The following is a 16,352-nucleotide window of genomic DNA, read 5'->3' on the forward strand; positions in this document are numbered from 1 at the left end:
CTCCTTATATCCCATGATATGAGGCCGACATCCGGGCGTTACCAGAGGATATCATCCTGTGCTGTACTTTCTTCCTCCAAATTTTGACGATCTTCATCGGCAATGGCCTGAATTTCCTCCGCGCCGATCGTAATCACAGTGTAATCCTCCATAGCTTGCTTCTTCAGGGCCCGCTGCTTAATGTATTTTGGACTAGCTTCACCCATCTCTTCGTCATAGACCAGTAGAATACCATCGGTCTTGCGGAACAGCAGCTCATCCCTGGCTGCGAATTGCCATGGACCTTTATAGGGCTCTTTGCTGACAGGGGCATAGAAATCAACCTTGGAGATCAAATCTTGGTAATAAGCCTTCTTATCCTCTTTCCATTGCTCTTCAGGATTGCCGAAGGCAGTAAGTATTGAGCACTTGAGCGCCGGATATTGTCTTCTGAGCTCGATCGCCGCTTCGCAGGCCCATAGGTCTACGCCGTATTGTCCTGGCGTAATGACCCATTCCAGTCCTTCCTCCAGCAGCGGTATTAAGCGCGAGATAATCGCCTTGCGGATGTACGGAATTCCTTCATGTTTATTGTTATATATTCCGAGTTCATGTGCGCGGTAACCTGTGACTAGAAGATTTTTCAAGATATTACTTCCTTTCCGAGCTATACAGATTCGTGTCTATTATATATGTCTTGGCCCAGGAAGGCGATTCATGAAGGTCGAGGACCTATGCGCTTCATGAGAAAATCTGGCTATATTTAGGAAAAAGGTACCTTTTCTTTTCCATGCTGTTTTGGTTAATATAGGGTTTATGTTCTAATCGAGTCCAAAAAGGCCGGTTTTCAGCGGACTTTTGGGATTACCTTTTTTAGAAATAGGGGGAGAAACTGTATGAAGAAGATGGTTGTATTATTATTAGGGGCGGTTCTGGCCTTCGGATTAACAGGATGTGGCCAGGATAAGAAAGTGGACAACAATTCGAGTTCTGGTGCGGGATCAAATGCACCGGCAGTTGTGGAGACAAGTGAAGATGTGGCTGTACCAGCGGCGGATGAGCTTTTAACGAAGCTGACAGATGCAACCAAGGATCTTAAGAGCCTCTCGATGACTGCAAGCTCCAAGCAAAAGGTAGTTATTAAGGTGGGCGAGGAGACTCAGGAGCAAAACATCGAGATGGAAATCAAGTCTGATATTATCCAGGATCCGCTCGCAATGATGCAGGAATTGCATATGTCGATGGGAGAGCTAGGAAATCAGGATGTTACGCAGTATATTACTGCGGATGGCATTTACATGCAAACAGGCGGAGCCTGGGTGAAACTGACGGATGAGACCATGATGGCCACTCTTAAGGATGCTGCGAAGCAATCGGCTGATCCTAGCCAACAGATCGAGCAATTCAAATCGATCGCCAGCGAAATGCAAGTAACTGAAGAAGGCAGCGACTTCGTATTGAAGGCCAATCTGTCCGGCGACAATATGAAGGAGCTGGCTAAATCGCTAATGAGCCAAAGCGGTGGCGAGAACCAAGCAGATGCTATGGCTGCGATTGATCAAATGAATATCGATAATATTAATATCGTATATTCCATCAATAAGGAGACGTATCTGCCTTCCAAGATGTCTGTTGAAATGAAGATGGATATGGAAGCGGAAGGACAGCAGGTATCGATGGATATGAAAATGGATTCCAGCTTCTCCAAGTTTAATGAGATCGAAGCGATTGAGGTTCCACAAGAAGCGTTGGATAACGCAATTGTTCAATAAGATTCAATAGCCTGAAGACGCATCATTCATTTGGCAGCAGCTTGCCGTGAATGATGCGTCTTATTATTTGCCAAAACGTTACAAAAAGCGCACTTTGTCTACATACTTAGGTATAAAGTCCCTATCTCTAGTTTTGGAAATATGATTAATTATTAGGAAGTAAGCTTATCGTTAGGAGGATTTAGATGAATAGAGGGTTGCGGATACTTGGAACAGTCATACTCGCTATAAGCCTGTCAGGCTGCGGATGGCTGGGGGGAGACAAGGAACAGGCCGGGGACGTGAATCACGCGGTTAACCATCAGACTTCCGAGAACGAGCAGAACGAGGAGAACGGACCTGAGAACGAAGAGCGAAATGCTTCCGATGATCGGGAAGAAGAGAAGGAGACTACGGCAGCTGTCAGTGACATTCCTAGAGTGGATGAAATTTTTCAGCGGGCAAGTGAGGCGACAGGGGCCTTATCCAGCTATTCCTCTACATCGATCCTTCGCATGAATATGACAGGGACGTTTGATGGACAGAGTGAGGAGCAGGCTTATGAGGTCAGGACCACGATGGATTTGATTCGTGAGCCGCTGCAGTTATTCCAGTCGATGAGAATCTCTATGGATGGCGGTACCCAGGATTTGAAGCAGTATGTGACGGATGAGGGAGTATATTCCCATGTTGATGGAATGTGGATCAAGCATTCAGAGGATACGAGCTCGGAACTCATATCGGCGATGAAGGAAGCGTTGGTAGATAAGCAATTGGAGCAGTATAGACTGTTCGACAAGGATATGAAGGTTTCAGTACAGGATAAAGCTTATGAACTTCACGCAGATTTTAGTGGCGAGATACTCGATAATTTCCGCAGCGCCTTGATTCAGCAAATGGCCAACGGAAATCGTGATATATCCGATATGCTCAATAAGATGGAGATCCAGAACGTCAAATTGTCGTATGTCGTCGATAAAAATACATATTTACCTACAAAATTGTCCATGGTCCTCTCCGTGGGAATGGACGTTGATGGGCAGGGCTTCTCCATGCGTTTGATGCTGAATTCGACCTTCTCTCAATTTGGGGAGATTAAACCTATTCACGTACCACAGGAAGCTATTGATACGGCTTATCAAGAATAGAAGAGTAAATAATTGGAATTATCAGTGATTTACAGCCCGGACTTGCGCCTATCGTGTATAATAGATAAATAGAGTGCAGCCTGACTAATTTCTGTTGGGATGTTTGGGCTGCGCATAAGGATTGGATTGGATGAGGTGTATACATGTTAGACAACAAAGCCCAATTTGAAGCAACGAACATACAGCATGCTATCATTGGCGAAGTAATGACTAGCCTGAAGGAAATTCTCCATAGTCTTACCAAGACAAGGCTTGCTGCATTAGCGTCGGTGTACAAAGTCCCTGGGCGTTCTAAATTGAAAAAGGGCGAGCTTGCCGACAAATTGCTGGAATGCATTACAGATCGGGAGGTTCTGAAGACAACGCTGCTACTGGCCAGAGCTGAGGAATGGAAAGTGCTCAAAGCGATCGCGGAAGATTCCGTATTACAGGACAATTATGTCCCTTACGGATATTATGCGTATTGGCTGGAGCGTGGGTTGGTCTTTAGCTACTTCACGGACAACAAGCTGTATTTGCTTATACCAGATGAAGTCAAGGCTGCATATGCAGAGCTGGAAGCAAGCTCGTTCGGTAAGGTTCTGAACAGATATCAGCTCGTATTTCGCTATATCTCGGCAGCTACGAATTTATATGGTGCGATCAAGCCAGACAAGCTCGTAGAGATCTTCAATGAGCAGAATGATGACAAGCTCACTGCTGAGGAACTCAAAGCTTTGTACGAAGAGTTCAGCGGCAGAGACCAGCTATTCCGTTTGTACAAGGGGTACTTGATTGTTGAGGATCTGGTCTACTCCGATGATGCTTCTGAATTTAAGCAACTGCTGGAGAAGATGAAGGGCAAGAGCTACCATGTGCCTGAGAAGGACGAATTGTTGAAATATTCGAATGGTCTCTATTATGAGATGACTCCTCAGCTTACGGCATTAAGAAGCTATATTATTAAGGAATTGCGTCCTGATCCTGAATTTGTGGATGATTTGATCGACGACATTCAATTGGCTTGCTCTATGGAAGCGCCAATTCAGGAGATCATGCATGAATTTGAACGAAGAGATATTGAATTCGATAGTATGGAGCAGGTGCAAATGGTCGTCTATCTCGTGACCGAAGCATACAACCATACACGTCTGGCTTCGAATGGCGGTTATACACCGGTAGAGAGACGCGCGATATCGAAGGATCTGGAGTCAGGCTACAGAGCAGCGGTGCCTCCATTCCGGGCACAGGTCAAGAATCAGGTCATTTCCAAGAAGATTGGCCGTAATGATCCTTGTCCGTGCGGAAGTGGTCTGAAATACAAGAAATGCTGCGGTAAATAAAAAAGAATGATAAACCTGAGGCATGTTGCCTCAGGTTTATTCTAAATTATGAACTGTGCTGTTTTGGGTACGTGAGCACCGGAAGACCCGGCTGAATTCAAGATTCGATGCCGATTCCACTTCTTGATTCACTTCGTGATCAAAGGCGGACTTTTTGAACATCCTTATAACATATTTTGACAACGGTTACATATCCCGTTTACATTAGTGATGAACTGCCATAAGGGTAAACGCGATATAAAATGCAGCGTAGAAAATGCCTAGACCAATAATTAGTCCGAAGACATTGCTCTTTGCTTTGCTGCTTCCTGGTTCCCACATCATCATAATCAGCCCCTTTGTCGCTGTTGATGTAATTGTGAACAATCTGTGTCTAATCTAATTATTGAACATTTTGTGTCTAATTTCAAACATTTTTTTGAACTTTTTTAAAATATTTTTCTCTTGTGCCTAAATACATATACTTTTATCGAGTTCAAAAGAGCCGATTTTCAGCACCGAGAAGGTTGGATGAAGCTAGGGTCTGAGGAGCGGAGCGTACGTAATGAGTACGTGAGCACCGGAAGACCCGGCTGAATTCAAGATTCGACGCCGAATCACTTCCTGTCTGGCTCCGTGATCAAAAGTGGACTTTTTGAACAACCTCTTTTATTCTAAATTTGGTTGAATGTTTGTAATTGAAGATTAAAAGGAGACGAGAAAATGCTGCTGAATAACAATGAAATCGTACTCTTTCAGGGTGACAGCGTTACGGATTGCGGTAGAGATTACTCTGACCCGGCATCACTTGGAAACGGTTACGCCAATTTGGTCGCTTCCCGTCTGGGCTATCTATATCCGGAGAAGAAGCTAACTTTCTACAATCGGGGGATTAGCGGCAACCGGGTAGTGAATCTGCAGAATCGCTGGGAAGAGGATTGTCTCGCTCTAAAACCGACCTGGGTATCTATCCTGATCGGCATCAATGATACTTGGCGGCGATTTGACAATAACGATGAGACCTTGGTTGAGAACTATGAAGCAGGTTACCGTGAAATTCTGGAGCGTACGAAGGAGCGGCTGGGAGCGAAGCTGATCCTCATGGAACCATTCGTATTGCCAACACCGGAAGACCGTTTGGCCTGGCGCTCTGATCTGGACCCCAAGATCCAGGTAGTGCGCAAATTGGCGAAGGAATTTGATGCACTGCTTGTTCCGCTTGATGGATTGTTTGCAGGCGCTGTATCTCAGGCAGACGCTGCTTATTGGGCACCGGATGGCGTGCATCCGTCTGCAGCAGGTCATGCCTTGATGGCTGAGGCGTGGCTTCATGCGGTTAAGGCTCTGTGAGACCGCTAAGATTATACAAGCCCAACAGAATTCAGGATTCGATGACGAACAGACTTTTGAAACACCTCTAACAGGAAATTATTCTATGGAAGAAGGGTAAAAGGTTATGGGAGAGTTCGCAGGGAAGAAATTGAAGTGGGGAATTTTGGGTACAGGCTGGATTGCTGAGCAGTTCACGCAGGATTTGATTCATGTGACTAACGGAGAAGGATTTGCCGTAGGCTCTCGAACACAAGAGAAGGCGGATGACTTCGCCAAGAGACATGGGCTTCCTCGTGCTTATGGCGACTATGAACAGTTATTGCAGGACCCTGAGATTGATGTGGTCTATGTAGCAACGCCGCATCCGCAGCATCATGACAATGTGATAGCAGCCCTACGAGCGGGTAAAGCTGTGTTATGCGAGAAGCCTTTCACGGTGAACAGCTCTGAGTTGGAAGAGATAATCAAGCTGGCTGCTAAGAAGGGCTTGTTCCTTATGGAGGCGATGTGGACCCGCTTCCTGCCAGCGATTGTGAAGACAAGAGAATGGATCAAGGATGGACGGATTGGTGAGATCAAGCTGTTGAAGGCGGAGTTTGGATTCTGCGCAGACTGGAACCCGGAAGGCAGGCTATTTAATCCGCAGCTTGGTGGGGGAGCCCTGCTGGATGCTGGGATTTACCCGGTCTCCTTCGCTTCAATGATTTTCGGAACTCATCCTGTACGCATACATAGTGCAGTGCAGATGGGGAAGACGGGCGTGGATGAGCAATTCTCTGTTCTGCTGGATTACGGTGTTGGCCGAAGCGCGTCTTTGCACGGGGCAATCCGGCTCAATATGAACAATGATGCGCATATTTATGGAACAAAAGGCATGATTCATGTTCCATCCTTCCTGAATGCAAGAACAGCTTCGCTGCGGGTAGAAGGTGCGGAGGAGGAAGTGTTTACGGATGATCGGACTTCGATCGGCTATGCCTTTGAAGCCCAAGAGGTGGGCGAATGTCTGCTTCGAGGGGATAAGGAGAGCTCGCGTATTTCGTTAGAAGAGTCTCTGACTATAATGGGCATACTCGATCAGTTAAGGGATGATTGGAAGCTGAAGTATCCGTTTGAGTAAGCGATAGGATCATTTTATATAAAAAAGCCGTTGGTTCAGATCATCCGTTAAGATGAGAGTGAACCAGCGGCTTCTTTTTTTACATGGATAGATACTGGGTTATAGCTGTTCTACTCATGGGAGAAGCGGAGCAAACCTTCGATGAAGCTCTTCATATTGTTATTGGACTCATTCAACTGTTCGATGACATTCATGAAGTCAGTCACGAGCTCGGCCTGTTCCTGAGACGAGTGGGCGATCTGCTCGAATTCTCTCTCCAATTGCAGGATGGACTCCTGGACACTTCGTAGTGTTGCAGCGATATTTGCGCTAGCGTCCTTGGTGCTGACAGACAGCTTCCTCACCTCTTTGGCAACTACGCCAAATCCAGCTCCCGCTTCACCCACTCGCGCCGCTTCAATAGCGGCATTCAATCCGAGCAGGTTCGTCTGATTGGAGATCTCTTGAATGAAACCGACGGTCTCGTTAATCTCTGACGAATTCTCCACAGCGTGCCTAGTGTTCGTCATAATATGCTCGCTCGTAGCCGTGAGCTCTTCGGCATGTGCCGCGACGGTCTGTACCATATCAACCAACTGCCCGGTGATCCCGTTCATGACCTGCATGCCTTCCTCTAGCCTTTGTCTATTCTCATAAGACTCTGCTGTCGCGATGGCGCCGATTATGACTCCTTGTTCATCGTAGACCGGAGAGGCTGTAGCTATAATGGGGAATCCGTAAATATGCTCCGCAATATGGGTAATGGAGTTCTCCCCATTCAGTGCTTTGCGCAGGTTCTCATCTTCTTTGGGGATAGGAGTACCTGAAGTAATGCCAAAATCTATTTTTTGCGAAGGCATATAGAATAGAAATTTCTCCAAGTCTGTTATACCGATCATAATATCTTCTTTGACCAGCTTCTTGATATAAGGTACCGCAGCGATAAGGATGTCCAATTGATTCATATACCGACCCGCCCATCTCATAATTTTTAAGTAATTATATCTTTTCTCGACATTATTTGACAATGATAGTGTAGGCCTATTTGCAACAAAATTAATGCATAAAACGTCAAAGACGAATAAATAACCAGTATATGCGGTACTTCTAAAATTATTGATCGGGTCATACGCTAAATATATACGATATGATGAACATTCGTTATAGAACTGAATGCAGCAGGATGAGGAAGTAACCCATGGACAGTGAGTAAGTGGCTGCTGCGGATTACTTCCTCTTCGACACCTTATTATGGCTTCTAAGCGATAAGCGGAACGTTGCGGGATTTATGTGCAGATGGAGATCAGCGTTCATTCTTTTTTGGAGTCGGCTTGTTCCATGGCTCTCGCTTCATGAACCTTCTCATCCAGGCTTTTGATCTCCTGGGAGAGAACTTGCAGTACACTATCCATGCTGTTGAGTTTGTCGTTCACATTTTGCAGCACATATTTAATTAGGATGAAGCACAGAGTGACGGGGAATCCAACATTAGCGACCAGGGATACGATATCAGCAACTTGCATGTTCACGCCCTCCTCTCATGGAAGTTCCCTTTCATAGAGCTATTCAAAAACCATCTTCTGATCTTTGAAATTATCGCTCTCACTATATAGAGAAAATAATAGCCCCAAAACACAACCATAAATTAGAAAAAATGTTATAATGATAAGCATCCGACATATTAATGGTTGTAAGACTACCCTCAAAAATGCCCTATAGGTAGAAGATGAAAGTGGAAGGGGGAGGTAGTTTTGAAAGAACAAAAAACCGCTTATGAGCAATATCGCAAAGAAGTGTACAGAATCGCTTGGAGGGTGCAATATCGGGCAAAAGTTGTGAAAAGACGGGAATGTTCATTAGGCGTATACGAGCCAGCCATAACCAATTTTGCTACATCTTCTGATGATAAAATTGTAGTGCAGCAGTTGATCAACGATCTTCCCTCCAGTACTGGAAGGGCGATTATTTTCAAGCTCTTTATGCAGGACAAGACGGAAGGAGAAGTAGCCCGTGAGTTAAACATGACTCAGCAAGGGGTGAGCAAATGGAAGCGCAAAATGCTCCAAGAGATGTCCCGGATGATGAGTTCCTGAGTTTGCTGCAGCTAGCGAAGCAGAATGATGAAGAAGCCATTTTGAAATTGATCGATTTGTTCAAAGGGGATATTCTGCGAGTAAGCAAGTACATTTACACTTCGGAGGAAGACGCCGTTTCTGATATTATTTTAGAGTTTCTAGAAATGATCAAAGAAGAGAATAAGGAATGAGATCATGGCTCCCCTGACACCAGGGGAGCTTTTTTTGAATGATTGCTAACGTAGGGGAATGCCCCATTCATAAAGTTATTTGTCGTGGATCCCTTGACAAAGTAAGAAAATTACATATATTAAATAGTAAGTAGTAAGTGATAAGTAGTAAGTAATAAGTGGGACTCAACTGATTCCTCGCACTAAGCAGACATCAGAGTACTTTAAGAAAATGATGATCAGAGGAGGATTTTAAATGACAAATCTAAAATTGGGACAAAGTTTTTCAATGATAGCGTTAAACGCACAGAGAAGTCTTGAGATGACTACTGCGAAGAAGGCGGCTCTTCGTTGCATGGCAGCTGCGGTTATTCTAGAGATCTACTTAGACGGCGGATTCACACAGACTGGGAAGCAATTAGTTCTGAACAAAGATGTGATAGAGCAATCTCAGGCGATGCCCTATCGGGAAGTCATTTTAACATCCATCGTGCGCAAAAATGCTGAGACAACGGGTGAACTGAGTTGGTGGTTGAAGAAGGCTTCCAGGCTCCCGGAAAGAAGATTGAGAAAGTTAGAACGCGTAATAACGGATTCTCTAAAGGAAATGAACCTGCTTGAGGAAATCCCCCATATTTTGGGGTGTGATCTCTATTTTCATTCCGCAGGCGTTGATATTAAAGAATACCGCAGCGATATTCAAGCATTCTCAACAATTACAGAGAGTACACGGGCAGAATTGTTGGAAGATGGCCTAGTTACTGATGAGACCGTTTGTTTAGTATGGCTTCTTCGTGAAAGTGGATGTATGCATGATTTCTTCTCGCGGAGCGAATTGGCCAGCATAAGTGCCGGAATGTATAAGTTATATCAAAATGAACCATTGGCCAAAGTATTATTCCCTATCCGAATCCATAGTGGGATCGAATTAATCCTCAAGAAGCTTCTACGCATGAAGACAGGGGTAGTCAGAACACAGGTGGGCAGCGGTATGAATTTCCTTTTTCCAATGCTGGAGCGTTCACAGGCTATATTCATTGACACTGAGCAAATGCTGCCTAATGCAGTGAAAAGGTTGCATGATGTGAGGGTGCGGCTAGAGTCCAAGGGCCATACGGTTACGGTGCTGCATAAGGGGCAGATTCCGACGATTAAGGTGGATAATATTGTCTACGAAGCGATCCCGCATGCCATCTACGGAAGAGTGCCGATCCATGGGGTGCGTCTAATTCCGAAACCGTTATTTTAAAGGAGTTAAATAATCATGTCCAGACAACGTTCCATGGAGACGATACTAGCCTCTGAGTACGTATCTATAGGCGAATTAGTACGTCTTACGGATTCGCGCTATAGTACGTTGAAGTTTTACACGGAAGAGGGGATGCTTCCTTTCGAGCAGGCAGAGGAAAATCTGACTCGAAGGTATAAAAGGGAGGAGACGGTCGCTCGTATTCTGCGGATTAAAGAACTGAAGTCCAGCGGATTATCCATCCCTCAAATAAAAGAAGCGTTTAGCATGGGGGAATGAGGATACCCTCTCTTGGGGATTGATAAGAACATGACGCAGTCTAAGCGAGCGGCTGCAGCTTTACACGGATTCCAGATTGTTATATGATATTCTCATCATTAGATTTCGATAAATATCTGTTGAACAATATGAGGTGCTTTATGAGTGTGTTAGGTTCTAAATAGTCGTAATTGAATAAATAAACGGTACGATATAGGCACGGACAATGGACGTGTGAAATTCCCCTATATTGTAGGTTTATTTGTGTTACCTATGAAGAACCCTACGATACGTCATGAGGCTTGGGTGGATCTCTATTCATATGTTGGAGATTTCCAGATCAAATATGCCTAGAACATGAATGTAAAGCTGTGGGATTCCTGCAGCTTTTTTTGCTGTCTATATAGTGCGTGTTCAAAAAAGGTCGGTTTTCAGCACCGAAGGTTATGCTTCCGATGTACGTTTTTTCAAAACGCTTCAGTTGGATGAAGCTATGGACGAATGACTTTTTTGAACAACCTCTTAGACATATTTGTTGAAATCTATTGGGGTAGGGTTTCTTCTTGTCATGATTAATTTACGTGAGGAGAATAAACCAATGAATATTAGTACGTTTGACAAATTACAGTACGGCGAACTAAAAGAAATCGTAAAAAGCTTTTGCGTAAGCGGATTAGGAAAACAATTAATTGATAAATTACAACCAAGCGCAAGCCTGAGTGTTGTAAAAGCTCGTTTGAACGAGACGACAGAGGCTAGGGCGATTCTCGATACTGAAAGTCATGTCCCGTTAGTGGGCATATCAAATATCCAGAACTTTATGGATAAGCTTGATAAGGGCATGATTCTTGACCCTTCTGAGCTCGTAGCCATCGCAGATTTCTTGCGCGGCTGCCGCAAAATGAGGGGCTTTATGCGGGATAAGGAGCTTCTGGCCCCGAAAATTAGCGCATATGTCTATTCCATGACGGAGTTCGCACATATTGAGGACCGGATTCATGCAAGTATCAAGGGAAATCAGGTAGACTCCGCAGCAAGTAAAGAGCTGAAGCGAATTCGCAAACATATCGATATAGCGGAAGCGAAGATTGAAGAGCAGCTTCAACGTTTTTTGAAAAACAGTGCAAATAAAGAATATATTCAAGAGTTTTTTGTAAGCAAAAAGAATGACCGATTTACGATTCCCATCAAAGCAGCCTATAAAAATCATGTACCGGGTGCGATTGTGGAGGTATCTTCGAAGGGGGCTACGGTATTTATTGAACCGATCTCCGTATCGAAATATAATGCGGAATTAGCCAGTTTGAAAGCCGAAGAAGCAATGGAGGAATATCAGATCCTTGCAGACTTATCTAATTTAATATTTGAACATGCGCAGAGCATGAATATCAATATTGAGTTAATCAGTCAGTACGATATGATTTTTGCCAAGGGCAAATTCAGTCGCAGTATCGATGGTATAGAGCCTCTCATCAACGATCATGGCTATATGAAGCTGGTGTCGTGCCGACATCCTCTGCTTACTGGCAAGGTTGTACCGCTTGATTTTGAGATCGGCGATTCCTATCGAAGTCTCGTTATTACGGGACCGAATGCTGGCGGAAAGACTGTGGTACTGAAAACGATTGGACTCATTACCCTGGCCACGATGTCAGGCTTCCATATTGCGGCTGCTCCGGGTACTGAGGTCGCGCTGTTTCGCAATGTTTTTGTAGATATTGGGGACAATCAAAGCCTTGAGAACGCGCTCAGCACATTTTCATCCCATATGAAAAATATATCGGAGATTATGTACGCGGCAGATCGTCATACCTTACTGCTATTCGATGAAATCGGCAGCGGCACCGAGCCGAACGAAGGCGCAGCACTGGCGATTGCCATTCTCGAGGAGTTCTATCATATGGGCTGTATCACGGTAGCGACCACACATTATGGCGAGATCAAGCAGTACTCGGAAATGCACAGTGATTTCATGAATGCCGCGATGGAGTTTAATCAGGAGACATTGGAGCCTCAATATAGGCTCATGATTGGTCAATCGGGTGATAGCAATGCGCTGTGGATTTCACGGAAAATGAAGCTGAAGGAGCATGTGCTGGAGCGAGCAAAAAGCTATATGCAGCGAAAGGAATATCGCTTGGACCGACTTCAAAGCAGCAAGGTTGGCAAGCCGAAGAATATGGATATCGCAGCGGAAGCGGAGATTCCTACCTATACCATGGGTGATAAGGTTAAGCTGCTGGATCGGAATGAGAGTGCTATCGTGTATCGTGGACTTGATTCCTTTAACAATCTGATCGTATTTGTTCAGGGCACGATGCTGGAGGTTCATTATAAACGTGTAGCGCTGGAGCTGCAAGCAAGTGAACTGTATCCAGAGGGATATGATCTGAACATGCTCTTCACGAACTATCAGGAACGAAAATTTCAGCATGATATGCAGCGCGGCTCGAAGAAGGCGCTCCGGAAGGTACAGAAGGAAATACGGAATCAGCGCCGATAAGACACTGAAGAGCAGAATTGATGATTCCGGATAATAGATTTTAGCATACAACCCAGCCTAGATAGGAGAACTATCGATGGCTGGGTTGTTTATTAACAATGTAGAGATTTCGGTGCTAAAGATTATAGATAGAAAGATAAAATTTGTCGGGGAAAGGAAAATATTGATGTTTTGTAGAATATAATCTTTTATTGTGATTCTTTTGTAAATCAAGGGTTATCACATATCAGAATGAGGGAGGAAATAATGAATGGAGAAAGGCAAGGTGTTAATGCCAGCAGTTGCCGCGCTACTTGCGGCGATTGTTGGCGCAGTCGTATGGGCTCTTATCATCGTATTAGCGGAGTATGAGCTCGGAATTATTGCATGGGGGATTGGATTACTAACCGCTTTTGCTGTTAGTTTCTTCTCGCCAAGAATTACTCCGGTGCAGCAGATTATTGCGGTTATTGCCAGTCTGATCGGGATCGTGTTAGGGAAATTTTTTGCGCTATCCTACATAATGAATGACGGAATGGACGGAATGTTCAGCAGTTATTCGATTACGTTCTTTACGGATAATATTATTGAGGTGTCTCAACCGATTGATATTCTCTTTGTCGTATTGGCTGTTGTGACGGCATGGCAATTGCCGGCAAGATGGTCCAAGCGCAAAGTGGAGGCAAATGCTGTGCAGAACAACGAAGCTCCTACCGCACCGGTGGAATAATCTATACATCATCGTAAATACATAATAGTAAAGGCGTCCCTACATTTTCATAGATAAATGTAGGGACGCTGTTTTTTTACAATTACAAACGTCCTGCTGCCTTTACTTTTACGAGTAGGGCGTTACCTGGGAGATACGCGATCGGAATATCCTCAGACAATACGATCTGTACCGTATCGCGATTTGCGCCGGCAAGAACCGCTTGGTCTATAGCATGGCTGCGCGCATCCTCCATCGCTTGGTCGTAAGTCATCTCGTCCAGCGAATAGATCCGCTCGGTCTCGCCGCTGACTTCACCCAAGGCGGCGCCGATCGCATTAGCGGCATCATAATGCTCCGGTCTTACGATCTTAGCCACACCCTCGAGCTTGTCGGCAACGAGAATGCTTCCGCCACCAACGAGAACCACATCGACAGCTTCTGCGCTAGTCTTCATCCGATCGATCGCATCCTCAATATGCTGCGTAATAATCTCATCGGCTCTGCGACAGATCGCTTCATCCAGTTCATCCGCTTGGACACCTTCCCACTGATAGCGTCCCAGCTTGACCGCTACGTCCGTAGCTGTAAGAGTGTTCCCGCCAAAAATACGGCCGCGCTTCAGAAGCTCATACCCGACGCTGTCCGGGCCAACTGTGACTTGATCCTTCCCGGTATCCGCGCGGACAATCGTGCCGCCGCCGATGCCGATCGATAGAATGTCCGGCATACGGAAATTCGTGCGGACTCCGCCGATCTCAACAGCCGCCGACGACTGACGCGGGAAGCCCTGAGAGAGGACTCCGATATCCGTCGTGGTGCCGCCAATATCTACAACTAGGGCGTTGTTCAAGCCAGACAGATGCGCCGCGCCGCGAATTGAGTTCGTTGGTCCACAGGCGATCGTCAGAATCGGGTAGCGCAGCGCATATTCACTGCGCATCAGCGTCCCGTCATTTTGACAAATATATACGCCAGCATCGATGCCAAAGCCTTGCAATGCATCCTCAAATCCCTTGACCACCCCAGCGATTACGTTCAGTAAGGCGCCGTTGAGCAAAGAAGCATTCTCCCGCTCAAGCAGACCGATGCTTCCAATCTCGTGAGACAAGGTTACAGGCATGTCCGGCCCTAATACTTGCTTGGCCAGTTGTTCTACCCGTTTCTCCTGAGAGGTGTTCACCGGCGAGAATACGCCGCATACGGCGATGGCCTCAACCTCGCCTTTCATCTTCCTGAAGCAGTCCAGGATCTCTTGTTCATTCAAATCGACAATCGTTCGACCGTCATATTCATAGCCGCCATGGACGATATAAGCATGCTGTCCTACCGCTGCTCGTAAGGTGTCATCCCAATCGGCCAGCGGTGGAACCGCTGTTGTCGCCGGTGCTCCGAGGCGGATCAACCCGACTTTGCCAAGATGCTTGCGTTCCACAATGGCATTCGTACAATGTGTAGTCCCTAGCATTGCATAACGGACCTGTGCCGGATTAACATGGCTCTCAGAGAGCAGACGGCGAATAGACTCGATAATTCCTTCATTAACATCACGTGTCGTGTGGACTTTTACCGTATGAATCGTGTTCAACTTCGAATCGAGCAAGGCTGCATCCGTATTTGTTCCGCCGACATCCACCCCGATGCGGTAAATTTCTTCGTTGTTATTCAGGTTTGTATGAGACATTACCGTGCATCCCCTTTCTGTGTTGTCAGCTTCTCAATCGGAACATAAGGCACATCATAGCCAAAATATTGCGGGCCAACCGTTTCAAGCCCTTTAGCGGTACGCCATTTCGGATCACAAGGGAATCCAACCGCGGTCACCCGGGCCCCGTATTTCAAATTCTCTGTCGTAATCGGCATACCTGTATCCTGGTCCAGTAGCGAGATCAAATCCGGAGTCACGGCCAGAGAATGTCCATCCTCTGTGGCGAGGAGGAACTCATTCTGGAAGAACAATCGCATCGTGCGACCCTTCTGCGCATCCGTTCCTTCAAATACGGCTTCCCCTCGTGTAAATCCGCCTTCTGTACGACGGCGAATGTCCACCGCTTTTCCATGAAACAATGCATAACCATGCAAGTGCTTCAGCAGGGCGTCGATCGGATTTTGCCGCATATCCTTGGACTCGTACAGTATCTTGCCGATCTCATAAGCAAGCGTTAATGTGTGGTGAACGGCGCTCTGTTTCACTTGCGCTCCTGTTGCTGGATAATCACAGATCGAAGCGGATCCGCCCATCTGGATCGTAATGGCGCGCGCCATCCGCTCCTCCCAGACGCCGTCGATTGCATGCATCAACACGGCGTTGCCGCGTTCATCAGCCATCGTAATCGGACTGCAATCCATGCCGTCCAGATAGAAGGTGACCATTTGCGATTCAGGAAAAGCCCGTCCCATGGCATCCGCATCCAGCAGCGGAATACCGCGCTCCGCGGCTGCGATGACAGGAACTAGTGAATTTCCACCACCGACCTCAATCGGCATAATGGCGTTTACCTTGCGACCGAGTTCTTTTTCGATCAGATCCAGAGGCTTCGTCATCTGCTCCGTTGAAGGAATCTTCTCGTTCATTACGGTTGGCGCCCCGATCATGGACAGAGGGACGACGAGAGCGTCGTCCTCTAGATCCTCTGGGCTGACTACACGCACAGGACCATATTTACGAATGGCCTCCAGCGCCATCAATTTACCGATATGGGGGTCGCCGCCCCCGCCGGTACCAAGGACTGCCGCACCTACGGCAATATATTGAATCGCTTGTTCATTTAACTCTGTTAGCTTGAAGTTTGTCATGAT

The 16,352-nt window shown here is 46.1% G+C and carries 17 protein-coding genes; 11 read left to right on the top strand and 6 right to left on the bottom strand.

Annotated features, from left to right (window positions below; genetic code table 11):
- Positions 1-38: 38 nt before the first annotated feature.
- On the bottom strand, positions 39-626 hold the full coding sequence (locus ABD014_RS08855; protein ID WP_343860035.1) for an SLOG family protein: 588 nt from the start codon (positions 624-626) through the stop codon (positions 39-41).
- Positions 627-875: 249 nt separating this feature from the next.
- On the opposite strand from ABD014_RS08855, the gene ABD014_RS08860 reads away from it, so the two are divergent.
- The 3 genes from ABD014_RS08860 (at position 876) to ABD014_RS08870 (ending at position 4,200) form a co-directional block, all read left to right on the top strand.
- Entirely contained in the window at positions 876-1,751 is an 876-nt protein-coding gene (locus tag ABD014_RS08860) for a DUF6612 family protein (RefSeq protein WP_343860037.1), read from the top strand.
- Between the two features lie 185 nt (positions 1,752-1,936).
- Complete coding sequence (locus tag ABD014_RS08865; RefSeq protein ID WP_343860039.1) at positions 1,937-2,878, top strand: DUF6612 family protein; 942 nt, start codon at positions 1,937-1,939, stop codon at positions 2,876-2,878.
- Positions 2,879-3,021: 143 nt separating this feature from the next.
- Positions 3,022-4,200 (top strand): YecA family protein, encoded by a 1,179-nt coding sequence (locus tag ABD014_RS08870; protein ID WP_343860041.1) that lies wholly within the window; start codon positions 3,022-3,024, stop codon positions 4,198-4,200.
- A 204-nt stretch (positions 4,201-4,404) separates the two neighbouring features.
- On the opposite strand, the gene ABD014_RS08875 is transcribed toward ABD014_RS08870, so the two are convergent.
- Positions 4,405-4,527, bottom strand: coding sequence for a hypothetical protein (locus ABD014_RS08875; RefSeq protein WP_256872382.1), 123 nt, complete (start codon positions 4,525-4,527; stop codon positions 4,405-4,407).
- Between the two features lie 375 nt (positions 4,528-4,902).
- On the opposite strand from ABD014_RS08875, the gene ABD014_RS08880 reads away from it, so the two are divergent.
- Together ABD014_RS08880 and ABD014_RS08885 are read left to right on the top strand one after the other, a co-directional pair.
- Complete coding sequence (locus ABD014_RS08880) at positions 4,903-5,529, top strand: SGNH/GDSL hydrolase family protein (RefSeq protein WP_343860046.1); 627 nt, start codon at positions 4,903-4,905, stop codon at positions 5,527-5,529.
- Between the two features lie 106 nt (positions 5,530-5,635).
- A complete protein-coding gene (locus ABD014_RS08885; protein ID WP_343860048.1) occupies positions 5,636-6,631 on the top strand; it encodes a Gfo/Idh/MocA family protein in 996 nt (331 codons plus the stop codon).
- 110 nt (positions 6,632-6,741) lie between these two features.
- Here ABD014_RS08885 and ABD014_RS08890 read toward each other — a convergent pair whose 3' ends face one another.
- Entirely contained in the window at positions 6,742-7,575 is an 834-nt protein-coding gene (locus ABD014_RS08890; protein ID WP_343860050.1) for a methyl-accepting chemotaxis protein, read from the bottom strand.
- A gap of 345 nt (positions 7,576-7,920) precedes the next feature.
- Positions 7,921-8,133 carry a hypothetical protein gene (locus tag ABD014_RS08895; protein WP_343860052.1) on the bottom strand — a complete coding sequence of 71 codons (213 nt, stop codon included), beginning with the start codon at positions 8,131-8,133 and terminating at the stop codon, positions 7,921-7,923.
- Between the two features lie 228 nt (positions 8,134-8,361).
- On the opposite strand from ABD014_RS08895, the gene ABD014_RS08900 reads away from it, so the two are divergent.
- The 6 genes from ABD014_RS08900 (at position 8,362) to ABD014_RS08925 (ending at position 13,574) form a co-directional block, all read left to right on the top strand.
- Positions 8,362-8,703, top strand: a complete 342-nt coding sequence (locus ABD014_RS08900) for a sigma-70 family RNA polymerase sigma factor (protein WP_343860054.1) — start codon at positions 8,362-8,364, stop codon at positions 8,701-8,703.
- Positions 8,655-8,876, top strand: coding sequence for a helix-turn-helix domain-containing protein (locus tag ABD014_RS08905; protein ID WP_068782494.1), 222 nt, complete (start codon positions 8,655-8,657; stop codon positions 8,874-8,876). Before ABD014_RS08900 ends, ABD014_RS08905 begins: the two co-directional genes overlap by 49 nt.
- Positions 8,877-9,111: 235 nt before the next feature.
- Complete coding sequence (locus ABD014_RS08910; protein ID WP_343860058.1) at positions 9,112-10,104, top strand: hypothetical protein; 993 nt, start codon at positions 9,112-9,114, stop codon at positions 10,102-10,104.
- A gap of 15 nt (positions 10,105-10,119) precedes the next feature.
- Complete coding sequence (locus ABD014_RS08915; protein WP_343860060.1) at positions 10,120-10,383, top strand: helix-turn-helix domain-containing protein; 264 nt, start codon at positions 10,120-10,122, stop codon at positions 10,381-10,383.
- 577 nt (positions 10,384-10,960) lie between these two features.
- Complete coding sequence (locus ABD014_RS08920; protein ID WP_343860062.1) at positions 10,961-12,865, top strand: endonuclease MutS2; 1,905 nt, start codon at positions 10,961-10,963, stop codon at positions 12,863-12,865.
- 250 nt (positions 12,866-13,115) lie between these two features.
- Entirely contained in the window at positions 13,116-13,574 is a 459-nt protein-coding gene (locus tag ABD014_RS08925; RefSeq protein ID WP_343860064.1) for a hypothetical protein, read from the top strand.
- Positions 13,575-13,656: 82 nt separating this feature from the next.
- On the opposite strand, the gene ABD014_RS08930 is transcribed toward ABD014_RS08925, so the two are convergent.
- A complete protein-coding gene (locus ABD014_RS08930; protein ID WP_343860066.1) occupies positions 13,657-15,237 on the bottom strand; it encodes an ROK family protein in 1,581 nt (526 codons plus the stop codon).
- Positions 15,237-16,349 carry an S-methyl thiohydantoin desulfurase family protein gene (locus ABD014_RS08935; RefSeq protein WP_343860068.1) on the bottom strand — a complete coding sequence of 371 codons (1,113 nt, stop codon included), beginning with the start codon at positions 16,347-16,349 and terminating at the stop codon, positions 15,237-15,239. Before ABD014_RS08935 ends, ABD014_RS08930 begins: the two co-directional genes overlap by 1 nt.
- Positions 16,350-16,352: the final 3 nt, after the last annotated feature.

Source organism: Paenibacillus motobuensis, from assembly GCF_039521865.1.
GTDB classification, from domain to species: domain Bacteria; phylum Bacillota; class Bacilli; order Paenibacillales; family Paenibacillaceae; genus Fontibacillus; species Fontibacillus motobuensis.